Source organism: Nocardia sp. FDAARGOS_372 (assembly GCF_002554515.1).
Classification (GTDB): Bacteria; Actinomycetota; Actinomycetes; order Mycobacteriales; family Mycobacteriaceae; genus Nocardia; species Nocardia farcinica.
Genome location: NZ_PDDW01000001.1, coordinates 2088940 through 2104503 on the forward strand (window position 1 = coordinate 2088940; position 15564 = coordinate 2104503).

A 15564-nucleotide genomic window follows, 5' to 3' on the forward strand; every position below is an offset into this window, starting at 1 on the left:
AACTCTCCACCACCGCGGCGACTCTGACTCGCGATGTCCTGGAAGCTGTCATCGCTTCCCCTGTGATGCCGCTACCCACCGCGCGTCTAGCGGGAACGATCGTCGGCGCACTGACCCTGGTCATGTACACGATTTCCACCGGACTGCGAGCACGCATCGAAGATGTCGTCGTCGACCGAGCAGCGCGAGGTCACGGCATCGGACAAGCCCTGACCAACACCGCGCTCGTCATCGCAAAAGACCACGGAGCACGCTCGATCGACCTCACCTCGACCCCGAAGAGGTCCCCGCGAATCAGCTCTACCAGCAGCTCGGATTCACACCACGCGAGTCCACGACCTACCGCTTGACTCTTTGACCGCACTCGACCAGCCGCTGCGACAACGCCGGCCCCGACCCAAGGACACTGAATGGACACCGCTCAACCGACAGCCGAGGGCCAGATCCGCCAATATGCCATCGCGCTGGCCGCCCTGGCGCACAACGGTCTCGTCTTTTCCACCGATGTCTTCGACCGGCAACGCTACGAACAGGCCAAACAGATCGCTGCGGACCTGCTCGCTCTCATCAGCAACGACACCGTCGAGGACCTGCAGAAGAACGTGTACCTCGAACAGGGGTACATGACGCCCAAAGTCGACGTTCGAGGAGGAGTGTTCGATGAGCAGGCCCGCATCCTGCTCATCCGTGACCGCAGCGACGAGAAATGGACCCTGCCGGGCGGCTGGTGCGATGTGCTGGAACCGCCCTCACTCGCTGTCGAACGCGAAGTCGAAGAGGAATCCGGCCTCGCAGTGCGCGCCAGCAAGCTCGTGGCCCTGCACGACCGGGATGTGCAAGGCCACCAGCCCGCCTTCCCGTATCACGTGTACAAGCTGTTTTTCCTGTGCGAGATCGTCTCGCACGGTCAACCCAGCCCCGTAGAGACCATGGAAGTCGGCTGGTTCGATGTCGAGGCCCTCCCCGAACTGTCATCCACCCGGGTGCTCGATACCCAAATCCGCCTCCTCCACCAGCATTGGAACAAGCCCGACCTGCCAACCATGTTCGACTGACCACTCTCGATGCTCGGACCGCGGTCCCAGAGCTCGTTCACCCACCACAGGCCCGGTTCAAAGCGTGCCGCTCCTGGTCCCAGCAGCCGGTCCCCAGCCCGAAGTCATCTCGTGCTCTCCGGCGTTCCCTGTGGTTCTGCCCCGACCCTGGCTGATCAATTCGAAGGGCTCCACTACCAGGCTGAATGGATCATGGACATGCTGGGGTACGAGCAGCCCCGACCGCCGAGGCCGATGTCGCGGCTGGCCGTGAACGAGCGGATCGTGATCACCGGCTGCGGCGGCAGCGGCCAACTCACCTCACCTCACCTCGCCTCACCAACCAGCTCGCCGACCTGCACGCGCTACCGCTGACACACCTCTGCCGTCTACTACGACACCGACTTGGAACCCGCGCCCACCCGAAGAGTTCCAGGCCATCCGACAGCGCCTCGCCGCCGGGATCACGCCGGCTGATCAAGGCAACTACGCGGGCACCGTGGAACCTGGGCAGAATCATCGCCCGACTCGTCCTTCTGCTGCGGCCTGCCGAATACGTAGCCCGAACGGTGTGAGGCCGCGGGGCTTGAAGACCGCCAGGATCATCGCAGCAGCCAGAACGATAGAAGCGGCTGCACCGTGGACAATGAAAGTCGGCGCCCGCAATTCGAGCAGAGTCGAGTCTGGGCGCGAGGCGACAGCCGCATAGTGGTCGACCGTACTGGTGTAGAGGATCAAGATCGCCGTTGCGACCACGTTGAGCACGAGTTTGATCAGCACCCAGTAATGGCGGATGAGACCCCATGGTGTGCCGAGGGATTGAACGATGCCTGTCACTAGCGTGCCCACCGACAGTGGCACCAGCACCCACCATGCCAGTGGTCGGGCGACGAGGTCGACCGCACGCACCAGCTGCACGTCGGAACTGGTGACCCCGACGACGGCCAAGGCCAGGAAAGCGACGACGGCGCCGAGCCAGCCGACCGAGATGCTGACGTGCGCGGCGAGGGCGAGTTTGCGCCCGCGCGGGCTCAGCATCGCACGAACTGAGCGCTGGCTGGCGCCGCAGCCGACTGACTGTGCCGCCCTGGCCCGTGCTGGCCTCCGCTGACGAGCAGTCCGATGACGAGCACCGCCACCAAGAGCGCGACGACGACTCCGGTCACTTTCACCCAGCGGGGCGTATTCGGGCCGTGGGGGCGTTGCGGGGAGTTGTTTGCCATCTGGAGTCCTTCGGTCAGCGCACCATAGTTTGCAAGACAGTATGTCTCTATCAATTACGATCTGTCTATGACCACGGCAGGCTGTATCCTGGTTGGGTGCCGAAGCTGTGGAGCGAGACGATCGACACGCACCGCCGCACGGTGCGCGACTCGATCCTCGACACTGCCGCGCGGTTGGCGATCGAGCACGGGGTCGCCTCGATGACGATGTCGGGGATCGCCGAGCAGGCCGGGATCGGGCGGGCGACGCTGTACAAGTACTTCCCCGATGTAAGCGCGATCCTTGCCGCCTGGCACGAGCGCCAAGTCGGTCACCACCTGGAGCAACTGGTGGCGGTGAGTGATACAGAATCCGATCCGTCCCGACGACTGGATGCCCTGTTGGGCGCCTATGCGCGGATTCTTCGCGAGTCCAGGCACCGTCACGACAGCGATCTCGGCGCGATGGTGCGCCACAGCGGCCCGCACGTCGACCACGCCGAACAACGACTTCGCCAGTTGGTGACCGAGGCGGTGGCCGCCGCCGCCGCGACCGGGACGGTGAGGACGGATACCCCTGCCGATGAGCTGGCAATCTATTGCCTACATGCGTTGGATGCCGCCGTCGCGGCATCATCCGACGCTGCGGTAGCCCGGCTGATCACAGTGATCCGGGCTGGATTGGGACCCGCCTGAACATCCGCCGAGCAGCAGCAGGCGCGGCGAATATTTCCAGCGGTCGAGGGTAATCGCGCCTTGTGGGGGTGTGCGCGAGGAGGTGAACAGTGATGCCCGGGATGTGCATGCAGATGATGAACATGCTGCGCGACATGTGGAACATGATGTTCCCGTCCATGCCGATGTGAACGACGCCAAAAGGGTTAGGCTGTGCTGCACTGTCCGTCGGGAGCCACCGATATCTGCGCGGCCCTGCGTGGGTCCCGCGCGGGCCGCTGGTTTGTGTTTCGACGAGAAGATCATGTCCCACTCCTGAGGAGTTCACATGTCTCGACGTTCCATCATCGCTCGAAGGCTCGTTCCGTGTATCGGATTGGTCGCGCTGGTCGTTGCCGGCTGCGGGAATGACGACGATTCGGCACCGGTCCACCATTCCTCAACGACACCCGCCGTCTCGACGAGTGCGGCTACCGGCACCGCCCAGGCCGGCACCTTCAATGACGCCGACGTAACGTTTCTGCAGATGATGTACCCGCACCACGAGCAGGCCGTGCAGATGGCCGAGCTGGTCCCTTCACGATCCCAGGACCAGCAGGTCATCGACCTCGCGGCCGGGATCAAGGCAGCCCAGCAGCCTGAGATGACCCAGATTCAATCGCTGCTGGCCAGCGCTGGGAAGCCCGACCCCGCCGGTGGGGCGATGAACCATGACATGCCCGGAATGATGTCGCCGGAGCAGATGTCCTCGCTCGAGGCGATGTCGGGGCCGGAGTTCGACAAGATGTGGTTGCAGATGATGATCGACCATCACCGCGGGGCGGTGGAGATGGCCCAATCCGAAATCGCCTCCGGAACCAACTCCCAGGCCAAACAAATGGCAGAGACCATCGTGGCCACACAGCAGCAAGAGATCACGCAGATGGAAACTCTTCTGGGACAAAAGTAAGCGTGGTCCGGCCCCCTCGAAGCCCTGTGGCCTGCGCCGCCCTGCGGTTCTACGGGCCGGTGGATTCGAAGCGGCGCTGAGGCTTGACAGGCTGGCCCGCGAGCGCGACGCGGAGGGCTTCGGCGCCGCAAGCCAGAACGCACGCCGCGGCGGTTCGGGCGGCGGGATGGCGGGCAATCCGCAGGATCACCGCTGTGAAGGTGTGCATCGTTGCCTCCGCTTTCAGGAAAGGGCGGGGCCTCACTTGGTTGTGCAGCCCCACCCTCTTTTCTCGATCACATGCTCAGAGCCTGGTTATGTGATGTCGATGGATCCTCTTTCGGCTATCCGACGAGGACTGGTTCGCGTGCTTCGCGCGGCCAACGCCGGTGTGCGTCGTCGATGACGAACGGGTGGGTGTGCTGGTAGATGCGGTCGCTGATGCGGATCGCGTCGGCGAGGCGGGCGGGGTCGATGGTGCCGACCTCGTGCAGGTGGGTGATCTCGGCGGGTTCGTTGCGTGGCCAGTTCCGTACCGCGACGGTGGCGCCGAGCCCTGCCAGGCCGATCAGCACCACCCAGGTGGTGGTGAATCCGGCGGCGCTGGTCAGCCATCCCGCGATCGGGTAGGTGAGCAGCCAGGCCAGGTGCGACAGCGAGAACTGGGCGGCGAACAGTGCCGCGCGATCGGCCGGCTGCGAGGAGCGCCGCAGGATCGCGCCGGTGGGGGTGAGCACGCCGGCGGTGCCGGCGCCGATGAGTGCCCATACCGCGCTCGCGGCGGCCCACCGCCACTGGCCGGCGTCGGCGGTCGAGAGGGCGATGGCCGACCCGAGCCCGAGGATCAGGGTCGCGGCGCCGGCCAGCATCACTGGGCGGGCACCGGTGCGGTCGAGTACTCGCGGCAGCGACAGCGCGATGATCATCGTTCCGAAGCCGTTGGCGGCCAACAGCATCGCGACGCCGGTCTGTGATCCGCCGAGGGTGTCGCGGACGTAGTTGACGGTGTTGACCATGATCACCGAGCCTGCCGCGGCGACGACCAGGTTCAGCCCCAGCAGCCCGCGCAGCCGTGGTGTGGCGGCGAAGATCCGCATGCCCACCGCGATCCGCTTCGCGAAGCTGCCCTGGGTCGTTGCTCCGGCGTCAGGGATGCGGGTCGAGACCACCAGGGCGGCCGAGACGGCGAAGCCGATGGCGGTGCCGACGAACAGCCAGTGGAAGCTGATCAGGGTCAACGCGGCCGCGGCCAGCATGGGGCTGAGCAGCGTTTCCATGGTCGCGGCGAGCTGAGCGGCCGACAGCGCGCGGGTGTAGTCACGTTCGTCGGGCAGGATGTCGGGAATCACGGCCTGGTAGGTCGGAGTGAACGCGGCCGAGGCGGTTTGCAGGATCGCGATCAGGACATAGATCTGCCAGATCTGGTCGATGAAGGGCAACGCCAGCACGACCCCGCCACGGATCATGTTGAGCGCGACCAGGAACAGCCTTCGCGGGAAACGGTCGGCATAGGCGGCCACGATCGGGGCAACGGTGACGTAGACGAGCATCTTGATCGTCAGTGCGGTGCCGAGCACCGCGCCGGCGTCGGCGCCGGCGAGTTCGTAGGCGAGCAGTCCGAGCGCGACGGTGGTCAAGCCGGTACCGAACAGCGCGGTCATCTGCGCGGTGAACAACCGCAGGTAGTCGCGGTGGGCGAACAACGAGGTCATCGGGGGTGTCCTTCTGGTCCTGTGTCGGTGCGGGGCACCGGGTCTAGCTGAGGGTGGCGACCGTCATGGGACGCTGCGGGCCCCCGATTCCCGGTCGTCGTGTCACGCGGGGACACGACGACCGGCCGGGGTCAGCTCTGGACGAGTTCGTAGCCGAGGTTTTCGACGGTGGCCTGGATCAGTGCGGCGTCTGCGGCGCTGGCGCCGGTGACGGTGACCGCGCCGCTGGTCAGATCGATGTCGACGTCGTCGATGCCGGAGAGCTTTTCGAGTCCGGCGCTGACCTTGCCGACGCAGCTGCCACAGGACATGCCCGAAACGACATAGGTGCTCGTGGTGGTTGTGGTGCTCATGGCCGGGCCTCCTTGTGTGGCGTTGCTTTCCGAGGAGAGACGCTACGACATCATCTCCCGAATGTAAACCCCTAGGGGGTATAGGTATCACGCCATTTACCCATATACCTAGTGGGGGTATATTGGTGACGTGGGTCACCGGGACTCGCATCGAACCGGAAAGGGGCCTGGCCGTGGTGAAAACGCAATGGAGTGATCGCGCCGGCATCGAGGCGCGAACCGCCGACAGCACCCGAGGCGAGGACCTCGCCATGGCCGCCACGAGCGTCTGGATCGTCGTGGCCGTACACCTGGACGGGCGTGCGCACTACCTGGATCTACCGGACTCGTTCTTCACCTGGTGGCATCTTCTGTTGTATTCCGGCGTCGGCGCAGCGGCTGCCCTGCTGTTGGCGATGGGCGTGCGGCGCCGCAACGCAGGTCGATCGCTGATGTCGGCAGCGGTGTCGATGCCCCGGGGGTACGGTTGGTCACTGGCCGGGGTCGGCGTTTTCTCCGCCGCCGGGGCCGCGGACATGGCGTGGCATCTGAGGTTCGGGGTCGAATCCGGGCTCGACGCGTTGGTTAGCCCGACTCACCTACTCCTGTTCACCGGGGCCGTGCTGCTGTTCTCCGGCCCACTGCGCGCGATCCAGATCAAACAGCCCTCAGCACCGGCCTGGGCCCCGCCCGCTGTCATTGCCGCCGCCGCGATCACCGGGATCATCGGCTTCGCCCTCAGCTACGTCTCCGCGTTCACCACCGACGCGCCACTGCGCGCGGTCGAGGACTTTCCCGAGGGCACCCCCGAGCACTACGCCACCGAGATCCCGGCCCAGGCCGGGCTCGGCGCCTACCTGATCACCACCGTGCTGGTCGTGGTGCCGATCGCACTGCTGCTGAAGCGTCGGCGATTGCCCGTCGGTGCGATCACCGCCATCGTCACCGGGTTGGCCGTCCTCGCCCAGACCGTGCAGAACTTCACCCGGCCCTCGGTCGTGGTGGCCGCCGTCATCGCCGGGCTGATCATCGAAGGACTCGTCGCGGTATCCACAGCCTGGGTGCCCCGGGTGCCAACAGCAGCCATGGTCGCGGTCGTGCTCCCGGCGGCGCTGTGGTCGGTGCAGTTCGTGGCCTTGCAACTCGGCCCGGGAGTCGCGTGGTCGGCAGAACTCACCGCCGGGACGGTCGTGCTGTCCGCCTTGGTGTCGGTGGCGCTCGTCTCTGCCCTGGGCGCCCGAAAGGCGTGAGGGAACCTAAGCCTGCGGAGGAGAGATCCCGGCGCGCTTACCGGGCAAAGCCGACGGTTTCTACGATTTTCCTACGTAGCTTCGCTCTCGGGTGCCCGCCATCGACGTGAACATGATTCATTTCCGCATACCTGCGCCGTGGTGGCGGCGCCGGATATGCGGCTCGACTGCCCGGGCGCGCCGAGTCGGTGTTCAGCCGAGAGCTGCGATCAATTCCCGGCACGCCGCTTCACAGCGCCGACATGCCTGCGCGCAGACACGGCAGTGTTCGTGGGCGGTATGGCGTTCGCATTCATCCGCGCAGCTCGCGCACGCCGTCGCGCACGCTTCGAGAACCGCTCGGGTCAAGTTCGCGTCGTAGCCGGTGTGACGCGACAACACTCTTCCCGTGGTGTCACAGATGTCGGCGCAGTCGAGATCGGATCTGATGCACTTGACCATTTCGGCCACTCCCCGCTCGCTCAAGCAGGCATCCGCGCACGCGGTACAAGCCTGTGCGCATTCGAAACATCGTTCGATGCACGTGGCAAGCACGTTCCGGTCGACCTGGCCGAGATCGGCCGGATACGAGTCGAGCAGTTCAGCGACGGTACCCATGAAATTCCTCCTCGACGACAAGTTTCAGCTGGTCGTCGGTGCATTACCCGGCCACCGGGCTGCGAAACCGCAGCGCACCGGCGGACTCGACCGGTCACGGGGCGATCGTCTCGCAGTCTCAGGACCCGGCACCCAGCAGTACATGGCGCGCGCCACACCTCGGATCGGTTGCTACACACCGAGCCCGTATCTACTGTCTAACTACGTAGATACTCGTATCCGTTCGACACGAACTCATCGTCGAACCCAGCACAGAGGAGTACCCCACAGTGAGCCAAGCAGGCCGTCCTGTAGTTCTGATCGCCGACAAGCTCGCCCAGTCGACCGTCGACGCGCTCGGTGACGGTGTCGAGGTTCGCTGGGTCGATGGCCCCGACCGCCCGGCGCTGCTCGCCGCGGTGCCCGAGGCCGACGCGCTGCTCGTGCGTTCCGCGACCACCGTCGACGCCGAGGTGCTCGAGGCGGGCAAGAAGCTCCAGATCGTCGCCCGTGCCGGCGTGGGCCTCGACAATGTCGACGTGCCCGCCGCCACCGAGCGTGGCGTGATGGTCGTCAACGCGCCGACCTCCAACATCCACACCGCCGCCGAGCACGCCGTCACCCTGCTGCTCGCCGCCGCGCGCCAGATCCCGGCCGCCGACGCGACCCTGCGCGAGAAGACCTGGCAGCGCAGCAAGTTCAACGGTGTCGAGATCTTCGGCAAGACCGTCGGCGTGATCGGCCTGGGCCGCATCGGCCAGCTGTTCGCCGCCCGGCTGGCCGCGTTCGAGACCAAGATCGTCGCCTACGACCCCTACGTGTCGCCGGCCAAGGCCGCCCAGCTCGGCATCGAGCTGCTGTCGCTGGACGAGGTGCTGCAGCGCGCCGACTTCATCTCGGTGCACCTGCCCAAGACCCCCGAGACCAAGGGTCTGCTCAACGCCGAGCGTCTCGCGCTGACCAAGCCGGGCGTCGTCATCGTCAACGCCGCGCGCGGTGGCCTGATCGACGAGCAGGCGCTGGCCGACTCGATCAACTCCGGCCACGTGCGTGCCGCGGGCCTGGACGTGTTCGAGACCGAGCCGTGCACCGACTCGCCGCTGTTCGACCTGCCGCAGGTCGTCGTGACCCCGCACCTGGGTGCGTCCACCTCCGAGGCCCAGGACCGCGCGGGCACCGATGTCGCCAAGTCGGTGCTGCTTGCGCTGGCCGGTGAGTTCGTGCCCGGCGCCGTGAACATCACCGGTGGCGCCGTGAACGACGAGGTCGCCCCCTGGCTCGACGTCGTGCGCAAGCAGGGCGCGCTGCTGGGCGCCATCGCCAGCGAGCTGCCCGTCAGCATCGAGGTACAGGCGCGCGGCGAGCTGGCCGCCCAGGACGTCGCCGTGCTGGAGCTGTCCGCGCTGCGCGGTGTGTTCTCGGCGCTGGTCGAGGACCAGGTCACCTTCGTCAACGCGCCGTCGCTGGCCAAGGAGCGGGGCATCACCGCCACCGTCACCACGCACACCGAGAGCCCGAACCACCGCAGCATGGTCGACCTGCGCGCCGTGTTCGGCGATGGCTCGACCCTGAACGTGGCAGGCACGCTGACCGAGCCGAACCTGGTCGAGAAGATCGTCAACATCAACGGCCGCAACTACGACATGCGCGCCGAGGGCCTGAACCTGGCCGTCCTCAACTACGAGGACCGCCCAGGTCAATTGGGTTACATCGGAACGGTTCTCGGCCAGGCCGGAGTCGACATCAAGGCTGCCCAGTTGGCACAGGATGTCGATCCCGGCGGTGCCACCGTTGTCCTCCGTGTCGACAAGGAGGTCTCCGCGGAAACGAAAGCGTGGATCGAGAAGGTAGTCGGCGCCGCCAAGGTCGTCTTGGTCGATCTGGCCTGATCGCACCGACAATCCACCGGTACCAGCAATGACGTGACGCGCCTGGCGACAAAGCCTTCACCGGAACTACGGAGACGAGGCGTAGCGTGACGCGCAGTTTCGCATCCCCAGCGACCTGTCCCCGTTGCACACAATGGGGACAGGTCAGTGTCGGTACCGGCACGACGTGTCAGGGGCAGAGGGTCGCGTGAACGCCTGGATGCCGGGTATGCGGCTCGCAGGGAACACTGACTGAGGAGGCATACCAATGATTGCTCAGCTCACTCGACTCGCCGCATCCGCGGCCCTGGCGTCCGCAGCGATAGCCGCGAGTGCTGGAGCGGCCGCCGCTGACCCAGGCTCGGTCTCGATCGACGGCAATATGCAAGTAGCAGGCATGAACGTGCTCCACATCGACGCCCAAGGCACCGGCGATGGACCGGCGACGGGCACCTACGTCGCGAGCGGCCGGTTGGGGAATATGCCGCTACCGGTACGCGTGACCGGCCCGGTGACCTGTCTGACGATCAACGGAAACACCGTCTCGCTGATCTATCCGATCACAACCGCCGAACCGGTCATGATGTTCGCACCGGACTCGATGGCCATCCAGATCACTGTCACCAAGGGCGTCAACGGGGAACCGAGCCGGATCGGCTACGGAGTCCCGATGCCGACGAACAGCTTCCGGGGATGCCAGCCGGGCGCGACGCCATTGATCTTCGACGGGACAATCGACATCAACTGATTGCGTATATCGCGGCCCGACAGCCACGCCAGCTCGCTGCGCAGCGCTGTACGGCGTGGCGTCAGAGCGGCATTCGCCCGTCAGCTGTTGCTGGAGCGGAAGCCTCGCAAACGCAGACTGTTGCTCACCACGAACACCGACGAGAACGCCATCGCCGCACCGGCGAGCATGGGGTTGAGCAGACCTGCCATCGCCAGCGGCAAGGCGGCAACGTTGTAGGCGAACGCCCAGAACAGGTTGCCCTTGATGGTGCCGAGCGTCTTGCGCGACAACCGGATCGCGTCCGCCGCGGCCCGCAGATCGCCTCGGACCAGAGCCAGGTCACTGGCCTCGATCGCCACGTCGGTGCCGGTTCCCATGGCCAGACCGAGGTCGGCCTGGGCCAGAGCCGCCGCGTCGTTGACGCCGTCTCCGACCATCGCGACGACCTTGCCCTGGGCTTGCAGCTTCGTGATGACATCGACCTTCTCGCGCGGCAGCACCTCCGCAATCACCTCCTCGATGCCGACCTCCTCGCCGATGGCCCGCGCCGCGGCCGCGTTGTCGCCGGTCAGCAAGATCGGTGTCAGCCCCAGCGCACGCAGTTGGGTTGTCGCGTCGGCGGAGGTCGGTTTCACCGTATCGGCGACGACCAGGACACCGCGCGCCTTCCCGTCCCAGGCCGCCACGACGGCCGTTTTCCCCTCGGATTCGGCGACGGCCATGACTCGTTCCAAGTCCGAGTCCAGGCTTTGCGCTCGCTGCGCCAGCATTCGGCGACGCCCGACGACAACCCTGCGGTCATCGACTACGCCCTCCACACCCAGGCCCTCGACGTTGGCAAAGCCCTGCACCGGCGCGAGGTCGCCGAGCTTGTCCCGGGCGGCCTTGGCGATCGCCTGCGCGATCGGGTGCTCGGAGGAATCCTCGAGCGCTCCGGCCAGCTCCAGGATCTGCAACTCGTCCTCGCCGTCGGCGGCATACACCTTGAGCAGGCTCATCTTGCCGGTGGTGACGGTCCCGGTCTTGTCCAGCACCACGGTGTCGACCCGCCGGGTCGATTCCAGCACCTCCGGGCCCTTGATCAGGACACCCATCTGGGCACCGCGGCCGGTACCGACCATCAGCGCGGTGGGCGTGGCCAGGCCGAGGGCGCAGGGGCAGGCGATGATCAGCACGGCGACCGCGGCGGTGAAGGCCGCGGCGACCGAACCTCCGGTGCCGAGCCAGAACCCCAGGGCCACCACCGACAGGGCGATCACGATGGGGACGAAGATGCCGGCGATCTTGTCGGTCAGCCGCTGCGCCTGGGCTTTGCCGTTCTGAGCTTCCTCCACCAGCTTGGCCATCTGGGCCAGCTGAGTGTCAGAGCCGACACGGCTGGTACGCACCACGATCCGGCCGCCGACGTTGACGGTGGCGCCGACCACCGCGTCGTCGACGCTGACCTCGACGGGCACCGATTCCCCGGTCAGCATCGAGGCGTCGACCGCCGAGGAGCCTTCCATCACGACGCCGTCGGAGGCGATCTTCTCGCCGGGGCGCACGACGAACAGGTCGCCCACGGCGAGCTGCTCGGCGGGTATGCGCTGTTCCTTACCGTCGCGCAGCACCGATACGTCTTTGGCGCCGAGCTCCAGCAACGCTCGCAGCGCGGCACCGGCCTGCCGCTTGGATCGGGCCTCGAAGTAACGTCCGGCGAGAATGAAGGTGGTGACTCCGGCCGCCACCTCCAGATAGATGTTCCCGGCCCCACCTTCGCGGGCGATGGTCAGTTCGAACGGGTGCGTCATGCCCGGCATACCGGCAGTGCCCCAGAACAGTACATACAGCGACCAGCCGAGCGCGGCGAGCGTGCCGATGGAGATGAGGGTGTCCATCGTGGCGGTGGCGCAAGTTGGTCCAGGCCGCCCTGTGGAAGGGCAAGGCACCCCAGATCACCACCGGCGCGGCCAGTGTCAGCGACAGCCACTGCCAGTTGGTGAACTGCAGTGCCGGAATCATCGCCATGGCGATCACCGGCACTGTCAGGACCAGCGAGACGAGCAGACGTTGCCGTAATGAGGCCGTCGGGTCGTCGCCTCCGGAAGCGGCTGATGACGCGTCCGGTTTCCCGGCCTTCGAGGTCGGGAGCGCGGCGGTGTAACCGGCTTCCTCGACCGTGGCCACCAGGTCCTCGGGCGTGAGGACGCCGGAGTATTCCACGCGCGCCTTCTCCGTGGCGTAGTTGACCGTGGCGGTGACCCCGTCGAGCTTGTTCAGTTTCTTCTCGATCCGATTGGCGCACGACGCACACGTCATGCCACCGATCGCCAACTCGATCCGGGTGGAGGATTGCGTCGTGGTGCCCATTGCAGGCTCCGTTCCGTACTGGGGAAATCTGGCTAGAGGTAGTGACAGGTTCGATCAGTCGGCAAGCTGATAGCCGGCCTCGCTGACAGCAGCGGCGATGACGCTTCGCTCGACGGTGTCCGTCGCGTCGATGGTCACGCGCCCGCTGGCGAAGTCGGCCTCCACCGCAGTGACACCCGCAATCTTGCCGACTACTTTGTTCACCGAATTCGCGCAGCAGCCGCAGGTCATTCCGGTCACGGTCACAGTTGTGGTGGTCATCGCTGATCATCTCCTAGCTCTGCGGTGCCTCCGACCGCATGACGACCATCATACCCCCCACGGGTATTGCGCGCTGCTGCTCTTCGGTGACCACTCAGGCCGCGTCGATTCCCTCGCACCCGGAGCCGACACACGGGAGGCGAAGTGCGATGCGCGCGACAGTGGACCGACATCTGCTGGCCTGAGAAGGCGCCGGCCGAACTGCATCACGCACGCGGCAGCCCCGTCGCGAACAGGCAGCTGCCGGAGAAGGGCGGGGGTGACGCCCCGACCTCGTCACCTACCGCTTTTTCGATGACGGGGACGGAGGCGAGATGAAGGAAATCGCACGCCTCCGCCCCAGCCGACACCCCAGGTTCTGGGGGGTGTCCCTGTGCCGGGATCACCATTTCGGCACAAGTACTATTCTACTCAGTAGAACGGTAGTCAGGGCTGCCGAGGAATGCAACAGCTCGGCGTCCCCTGGCACAGGCCCATCGGCCGATCTGGGCCCGCGCGGCCCCCGTTCGGCGATCCACATTCGGACGCGGACGTTGCGATCACTGTCGGCATTCGCCGGGCAGTTCGACCAACCGCAGCGATCCACGATCGCAGCGCTGCAACGACTCCGGCTGCTCCAGCGCCATGCGGTGAGAGGCATCGCCGCCGCTTGCGCGTCCATAGACCCTCGCCGGTCAAGAGAGTAATCTGTGGAATTGGCGACAAGCTCGGTCTATGTGGACATCAGGGAGACGCCATGACGCCCAGACGAGGCGGGTGGACGAAATGCCAGGCGTTTACGACACTGGCCGCGCTGTCGGCACTGACGTTGGCGGCATGTAGCTCTGGGGGCGGGGATCCCGGCGCCGCTCGAGAATCCGGCCTCACATCGACCTCGGCCAACTCGACACAGATCGCGGTCAACGAGAACGAATTCTCCATCAACATATCCAACCCTCCATCGACGGCGGGCGCGTACACGTTCGTCGTCGAAAACTCGGGATCGGTCTCCCACGATCTCGTGATCGAGGGCCCAGGCGTGGAGTCGCGACGCACACCGCGGATCGAAAAGGGCGGATCCGGCGAGCTGGCCGTCGATCTGGAGCCCGGCACCTACACGCTATGGTGCTCGGTGGGAAACCATCGAGAACTCGGCATGAGCACCGAAATCACCGTCAGCTGACCGGAACCCAGGATGCGGCACCACTTTCGGCGACAGGGCCATGGCGGGAAACTCGGCCCGTGTTCGCCGTGGGCGGCGATACGGCGGACGGCTCGGGCGGCCTTTGCCGATAGAACGCTGGTAGAACAAAAGTGAGGGCGACGCCACGAGTCGTCGCCCTCACTCCCGAAGGCCGGCCCCGAGCGCGCGAGATGAGGGGATCGCGCGCCGAGGGCCGTGGCCAACACCCCTGGCTCTTAGGGGCGCCCGCGCCGAGAACGGCGCAAGTACTATCTACGTCAGTAGATAGTAGATAGTAGGCTCGTGGAATGCAAGCTCCCGGCGGAGGACCAGCACCGGCGCCGCAGCAGCGCAATCATCGGTCGCCCTCGGGGGCCGATAGTATGGCGGCGAGCCGCAAACGCTGTGGGCAACGCCCGTATCTTGATCCGGCAGAGGAGCCAATCGGTGCCATCGATGTCTGTGCGTACGGTCGCGATCGTTGAAACCGATTCGCTGCGGGCGCTCTCATGAGTGTGGCGCTGTGCCTACTGGCCTACACCGTGGTCGTGGCGGTGCTGGCGCCGCCACTGTTGCTGCGCACGGCCGGCGACGGGCAACATCCCCGCTTGGGCCTCGTAGCCTGGCTCAGCGCGATCGTCTCGGTCCTGTTGTCCTGGGCGGTCGTGGTTGCCTTCCTCGGCGTCGATGTCGTTCGCGATCTGCTCGCAGATCAACATCTGGATCTCGGACGTTGTTTCAGGCAACTACACGACGCCGCGGCCGGCTCGTACGGAACCGCTGTCCAGATCGGCTTGTGGACGCTGGCAGGACTGGCGGTGCTCGCGGCTTTCGTCGCGGCGTGGCGGCTGTGCCGTTCGCTGGTCCGGGCTCGATCGGTGACTCACCAGCATGCGCAGGCGGCACGGATGGTCGGTCGCCGTCATGACCGCCACGACGCGGTGGTGCTCGATCATCCCGAACCGGCGGCCTATTCGGTGGCAGGCAACCCGAACACCATCGTGTTGACCCAGGGCATCGTCGCCACCCTCGACGAGGAACAACTGGCCGCGGTCATGGCCCACGAACGCGCTCACCTGCGTGGACGCCACCACCTGCTACTCGCCTTCACCCGAGCACTCGCCTCGGTGTTCCCCCGCATCGAGTTGTTCGCCACCGGCGCCGCGCAGGTGGCGCGCCTGACCGAGATGATCGCCGACGACGCCGCCGCCGACATCTACGGACCCATCACTGTCTGCGAGGCGCTGGTGACCTTGGCAGACAATCACGGCACGGCCCCGGTCGCGGCCACCGAAGTGGGGCTGGTCGATCGGGTCCGCCGCCTCGCGGATCCCCCGGCACCCACCCGGATCAGTCGTGTCGCCGCCTCGGCCGCTATCGCCGCGGTCGTCCTGGGACCGATGATGGCGACCCTGGCCGCGGCAGGTGGGATCGGTGTCTGCGCGCTGGGCACCTGAACCCGGCAAGGGCCCGCCGGTCGCGGGG

The 15564-nt window shown here is 66.2% G+C and carries 15 protein-coding genes and 1 pseudogene; 9 read left to right on the plus strand and 7 right to left on the minus strand.

Going from position 1 to position 15564, the window contains the following annotated elements; translation table 11 throughout:
• The first annotated feature begins 65 nt into the window (after positions 1 to 65).
• Both CRM89_RS10215 and CRM89_RS10220 read left to right on the plus strand, forming a co-directional pair.
• On the plus strand, positions 66 to 350 hold the full coding sequence (locus CRM89_RS10215) for a GNAT family N-acetyltransferase (protein ID WP_228788369.1): 285 nt from the start codon (positions 66 to 68) through the stop codon (positions 348 to 350).
• Between the two features lie 60 nt (positions 351 to 410).
• A complete protein-coding gene (locus CRM89_RS10220) occupies positions 411 to 1055 on the plus strand; it encodes an NUDIX hydrolase (protein WP_086845110.1) in 645 nt (214 codons plus the stop codon).
• Positions 1056 to 1550: 495 nt separating this feature from the next.
• On the opposite strand, the gene CRM89_RS10225 is transcribed toward CRM89_RS10220, so the two are convergent.
• Positions 1551 to 2072, minus strand: coding sequence for a DUF2269 domain-containing protein (locus CRM89_RS10225; RefSeq protein ID WP_086845108.1), 522 nt, complete (start codon positions 2070 to 2072; stop codon positions 1551 to 1553).
• A gap of 281 nt (positions 2073 to 2353) precedes the next feature.
• On the opposite strand from CRM89_RS10225, the gene CRM89_RS10235 reads away from it, so the two are divergent.
• Both CRM89_RS10235 and CRM89_RS10240 read left to right on the plus strand, forming a co-directional pair.
• On the plus strand, positions 2354 to 2932 hold the full coding sequence (locus CRM89_RS10235) for a TetR/AcrR family transcriptional regulator (protein ID WP_098083849.1): 579 nt from the start codon (positions 2354 to 2356) through the stop codon (positions 2930 to 2932).
• 307 nt (positions 2933 to 3239) lie between these two features.
• Complete coding sequence (locus CRM89_RS10240) at positions 3240 to 3860, plus strand: DUF305 domain-containing protein (RefSeq protein WP_098083850.1); 621 nt, start codon at positions 3240 to 3242, stop codon at positions 3858 to 3860.
• 49 nt (positions 3861 to 3909) lie between these two features.
• Here CRM89_RS10240 and CRM89_RS30885 read toward each other — a convergent pair whose 3' ends face one another.
• From CRM89_RS30885 to CRM89_RS10250, 3 genes are all read right to left on the minus strand, one after another.
• A complete protein-coding gene (locus CRM89_RS30885) occupies positions 3910 to 4068 on the minus strand; it encodes a hypothetical protein (RefSeq protein ID WP_172964471.1) in 159 nt (52 codons plus the stop codon).
• Between the two features lie 115 nt (positions 4069 to 4183).
• Positions 4184 to 5551, minus strand: a complete 1368-nt coding sequence (locus CRM89_RS10245) for an MFS transporter (protein WP_086845102.1) — start codon at positions 5549 to 5551, stop codon at positions 4184 to 4186.
• A gap of 131 nt (positions 5552 to 5682) precedes the next feature.
• Positions 5683 to 5904: a heavy-metal-associated domain-containing protein gene (locus tag CRM89_RS10250; protein ID WP_086845100.1), complete on the minus strand. Its 222-nt coding sequence runs from the start codon at positions 5902 to 5904 to the stop codon at positions 5683 to 5685.
• 251 nt (positions 5905 to 6155) lie between these two features.
• Here CRM89_RS10250 and CRM89_RS10255 point away from each other — a divergent pair, with 251 nt between their 5' ends.
• Entirely contained in the window at positions 6156 to 7133 is a 978-nt protein-coding gene (locus CRM89_RS10255; RefSeq protein ID WP_127516118.1) for a hypothetical protein, read from the plus strand.
• Positions 7134 to 7325: 192 nt separating this feature from the next.
• Here the strand turns inward: CRM89_RS10255 and CRM89_RS10260 are convergent, their stop codons facing one another.
• Positions 7326 to 7730 (minus strand): four-helix bundle copper-binding protein, encoded by a 405-nt coding sequence (locus CRM89_RS10260; protein ID WP_086849356.1) that lies wholly within the window; start codon positions 7728 to 7730, stop codon positions 7326 to 7328.
• Positions 7731 to 7999: 269 nt separating this feature from the next.
• On the opposite strand from CRM89_RS10260, the gene serA reads away from it, so the two are divergent.
• Entirely contained in the window at positions 8000 to 9598 is a 1599-nt protein-coding gene (gene serA / locus CRM89_RS10265) for a phosphoglycerate dehydrogenase (RefSeq protein WP_098083852.1), read from the plus strand.
• Positions 9599 to 9845: 247 nt separating this feature from the next.
• Positions 9846 to 10325: a hypothetical protein gene (locus CRM89_RS10270; protein ID WP_172964472.1), complete on the plus strand. Its 480-nt coding sequence runs from the start codon at positions 9846 to 9848 to the stop codon at positions 10323 to 10325.
• Between the two features lie 80 nt (positions 10326 to 10405).
• Here CRM89_RS10270 and CRM89_RS10275 read toward each other — a convergent pair.
• Both CRM89_RS10275 and CRM89_RS10280 read right to left on the minus strand, forming a co-directional pair.
• Positions 10406 to 12656 (minus strand): annotated as a pseudogene (locus CRM89_RS10275) (heavy metal translocating P-type ATPase).
• A 54-nt stretch (positions 12657 to 12710) separates the two neighbouring features.
• Positions 12711 to 12917, minus strand: coding sequence for a heavy-metal-associated domain-containing protein (locus CRM89_RS10280; protein WP_086849348.1), 207 nt, complete (start codon positions 12915 to 12917; stop codon positions 12711 to 12713).
• Positions 12918 to 13653: 736 nt separating this feature from the next.
• On the opposite strand from CRM89_RS10280, the gene CRM89_RS30355 reads away from it, so the two are divergent.
• Together CRM89_RS30355 and CRM89_RS10285 are read left to right on the plus strand one after the other, a co-directional pair.
• Positions 13654 to 14079: a hypothetical protein gene (locus CRM89_RS30355; protein ID WP_127516120.1), complete on the plus strand. Its 426-nt coding sequence runs from the start codon at positions 13654 to 13656 to the stop codon at positions 14077 to 14079.
• A gap of 548 nt (positions 14080 to 14627) precedes the next feature.
• Positions 14628 to 15536 (plus strand): M56 family metallopeptidase, encoded by a 909-nt coding sequence (locus CRM89_RS10285; protein WP_229434674.1) that lies wholly within the window; start codon positions 14628 to 14630, stop codon positions 15534 to 15536.
• Positions 15537 to 15564 lie beyond the last annotated feature (28 nt).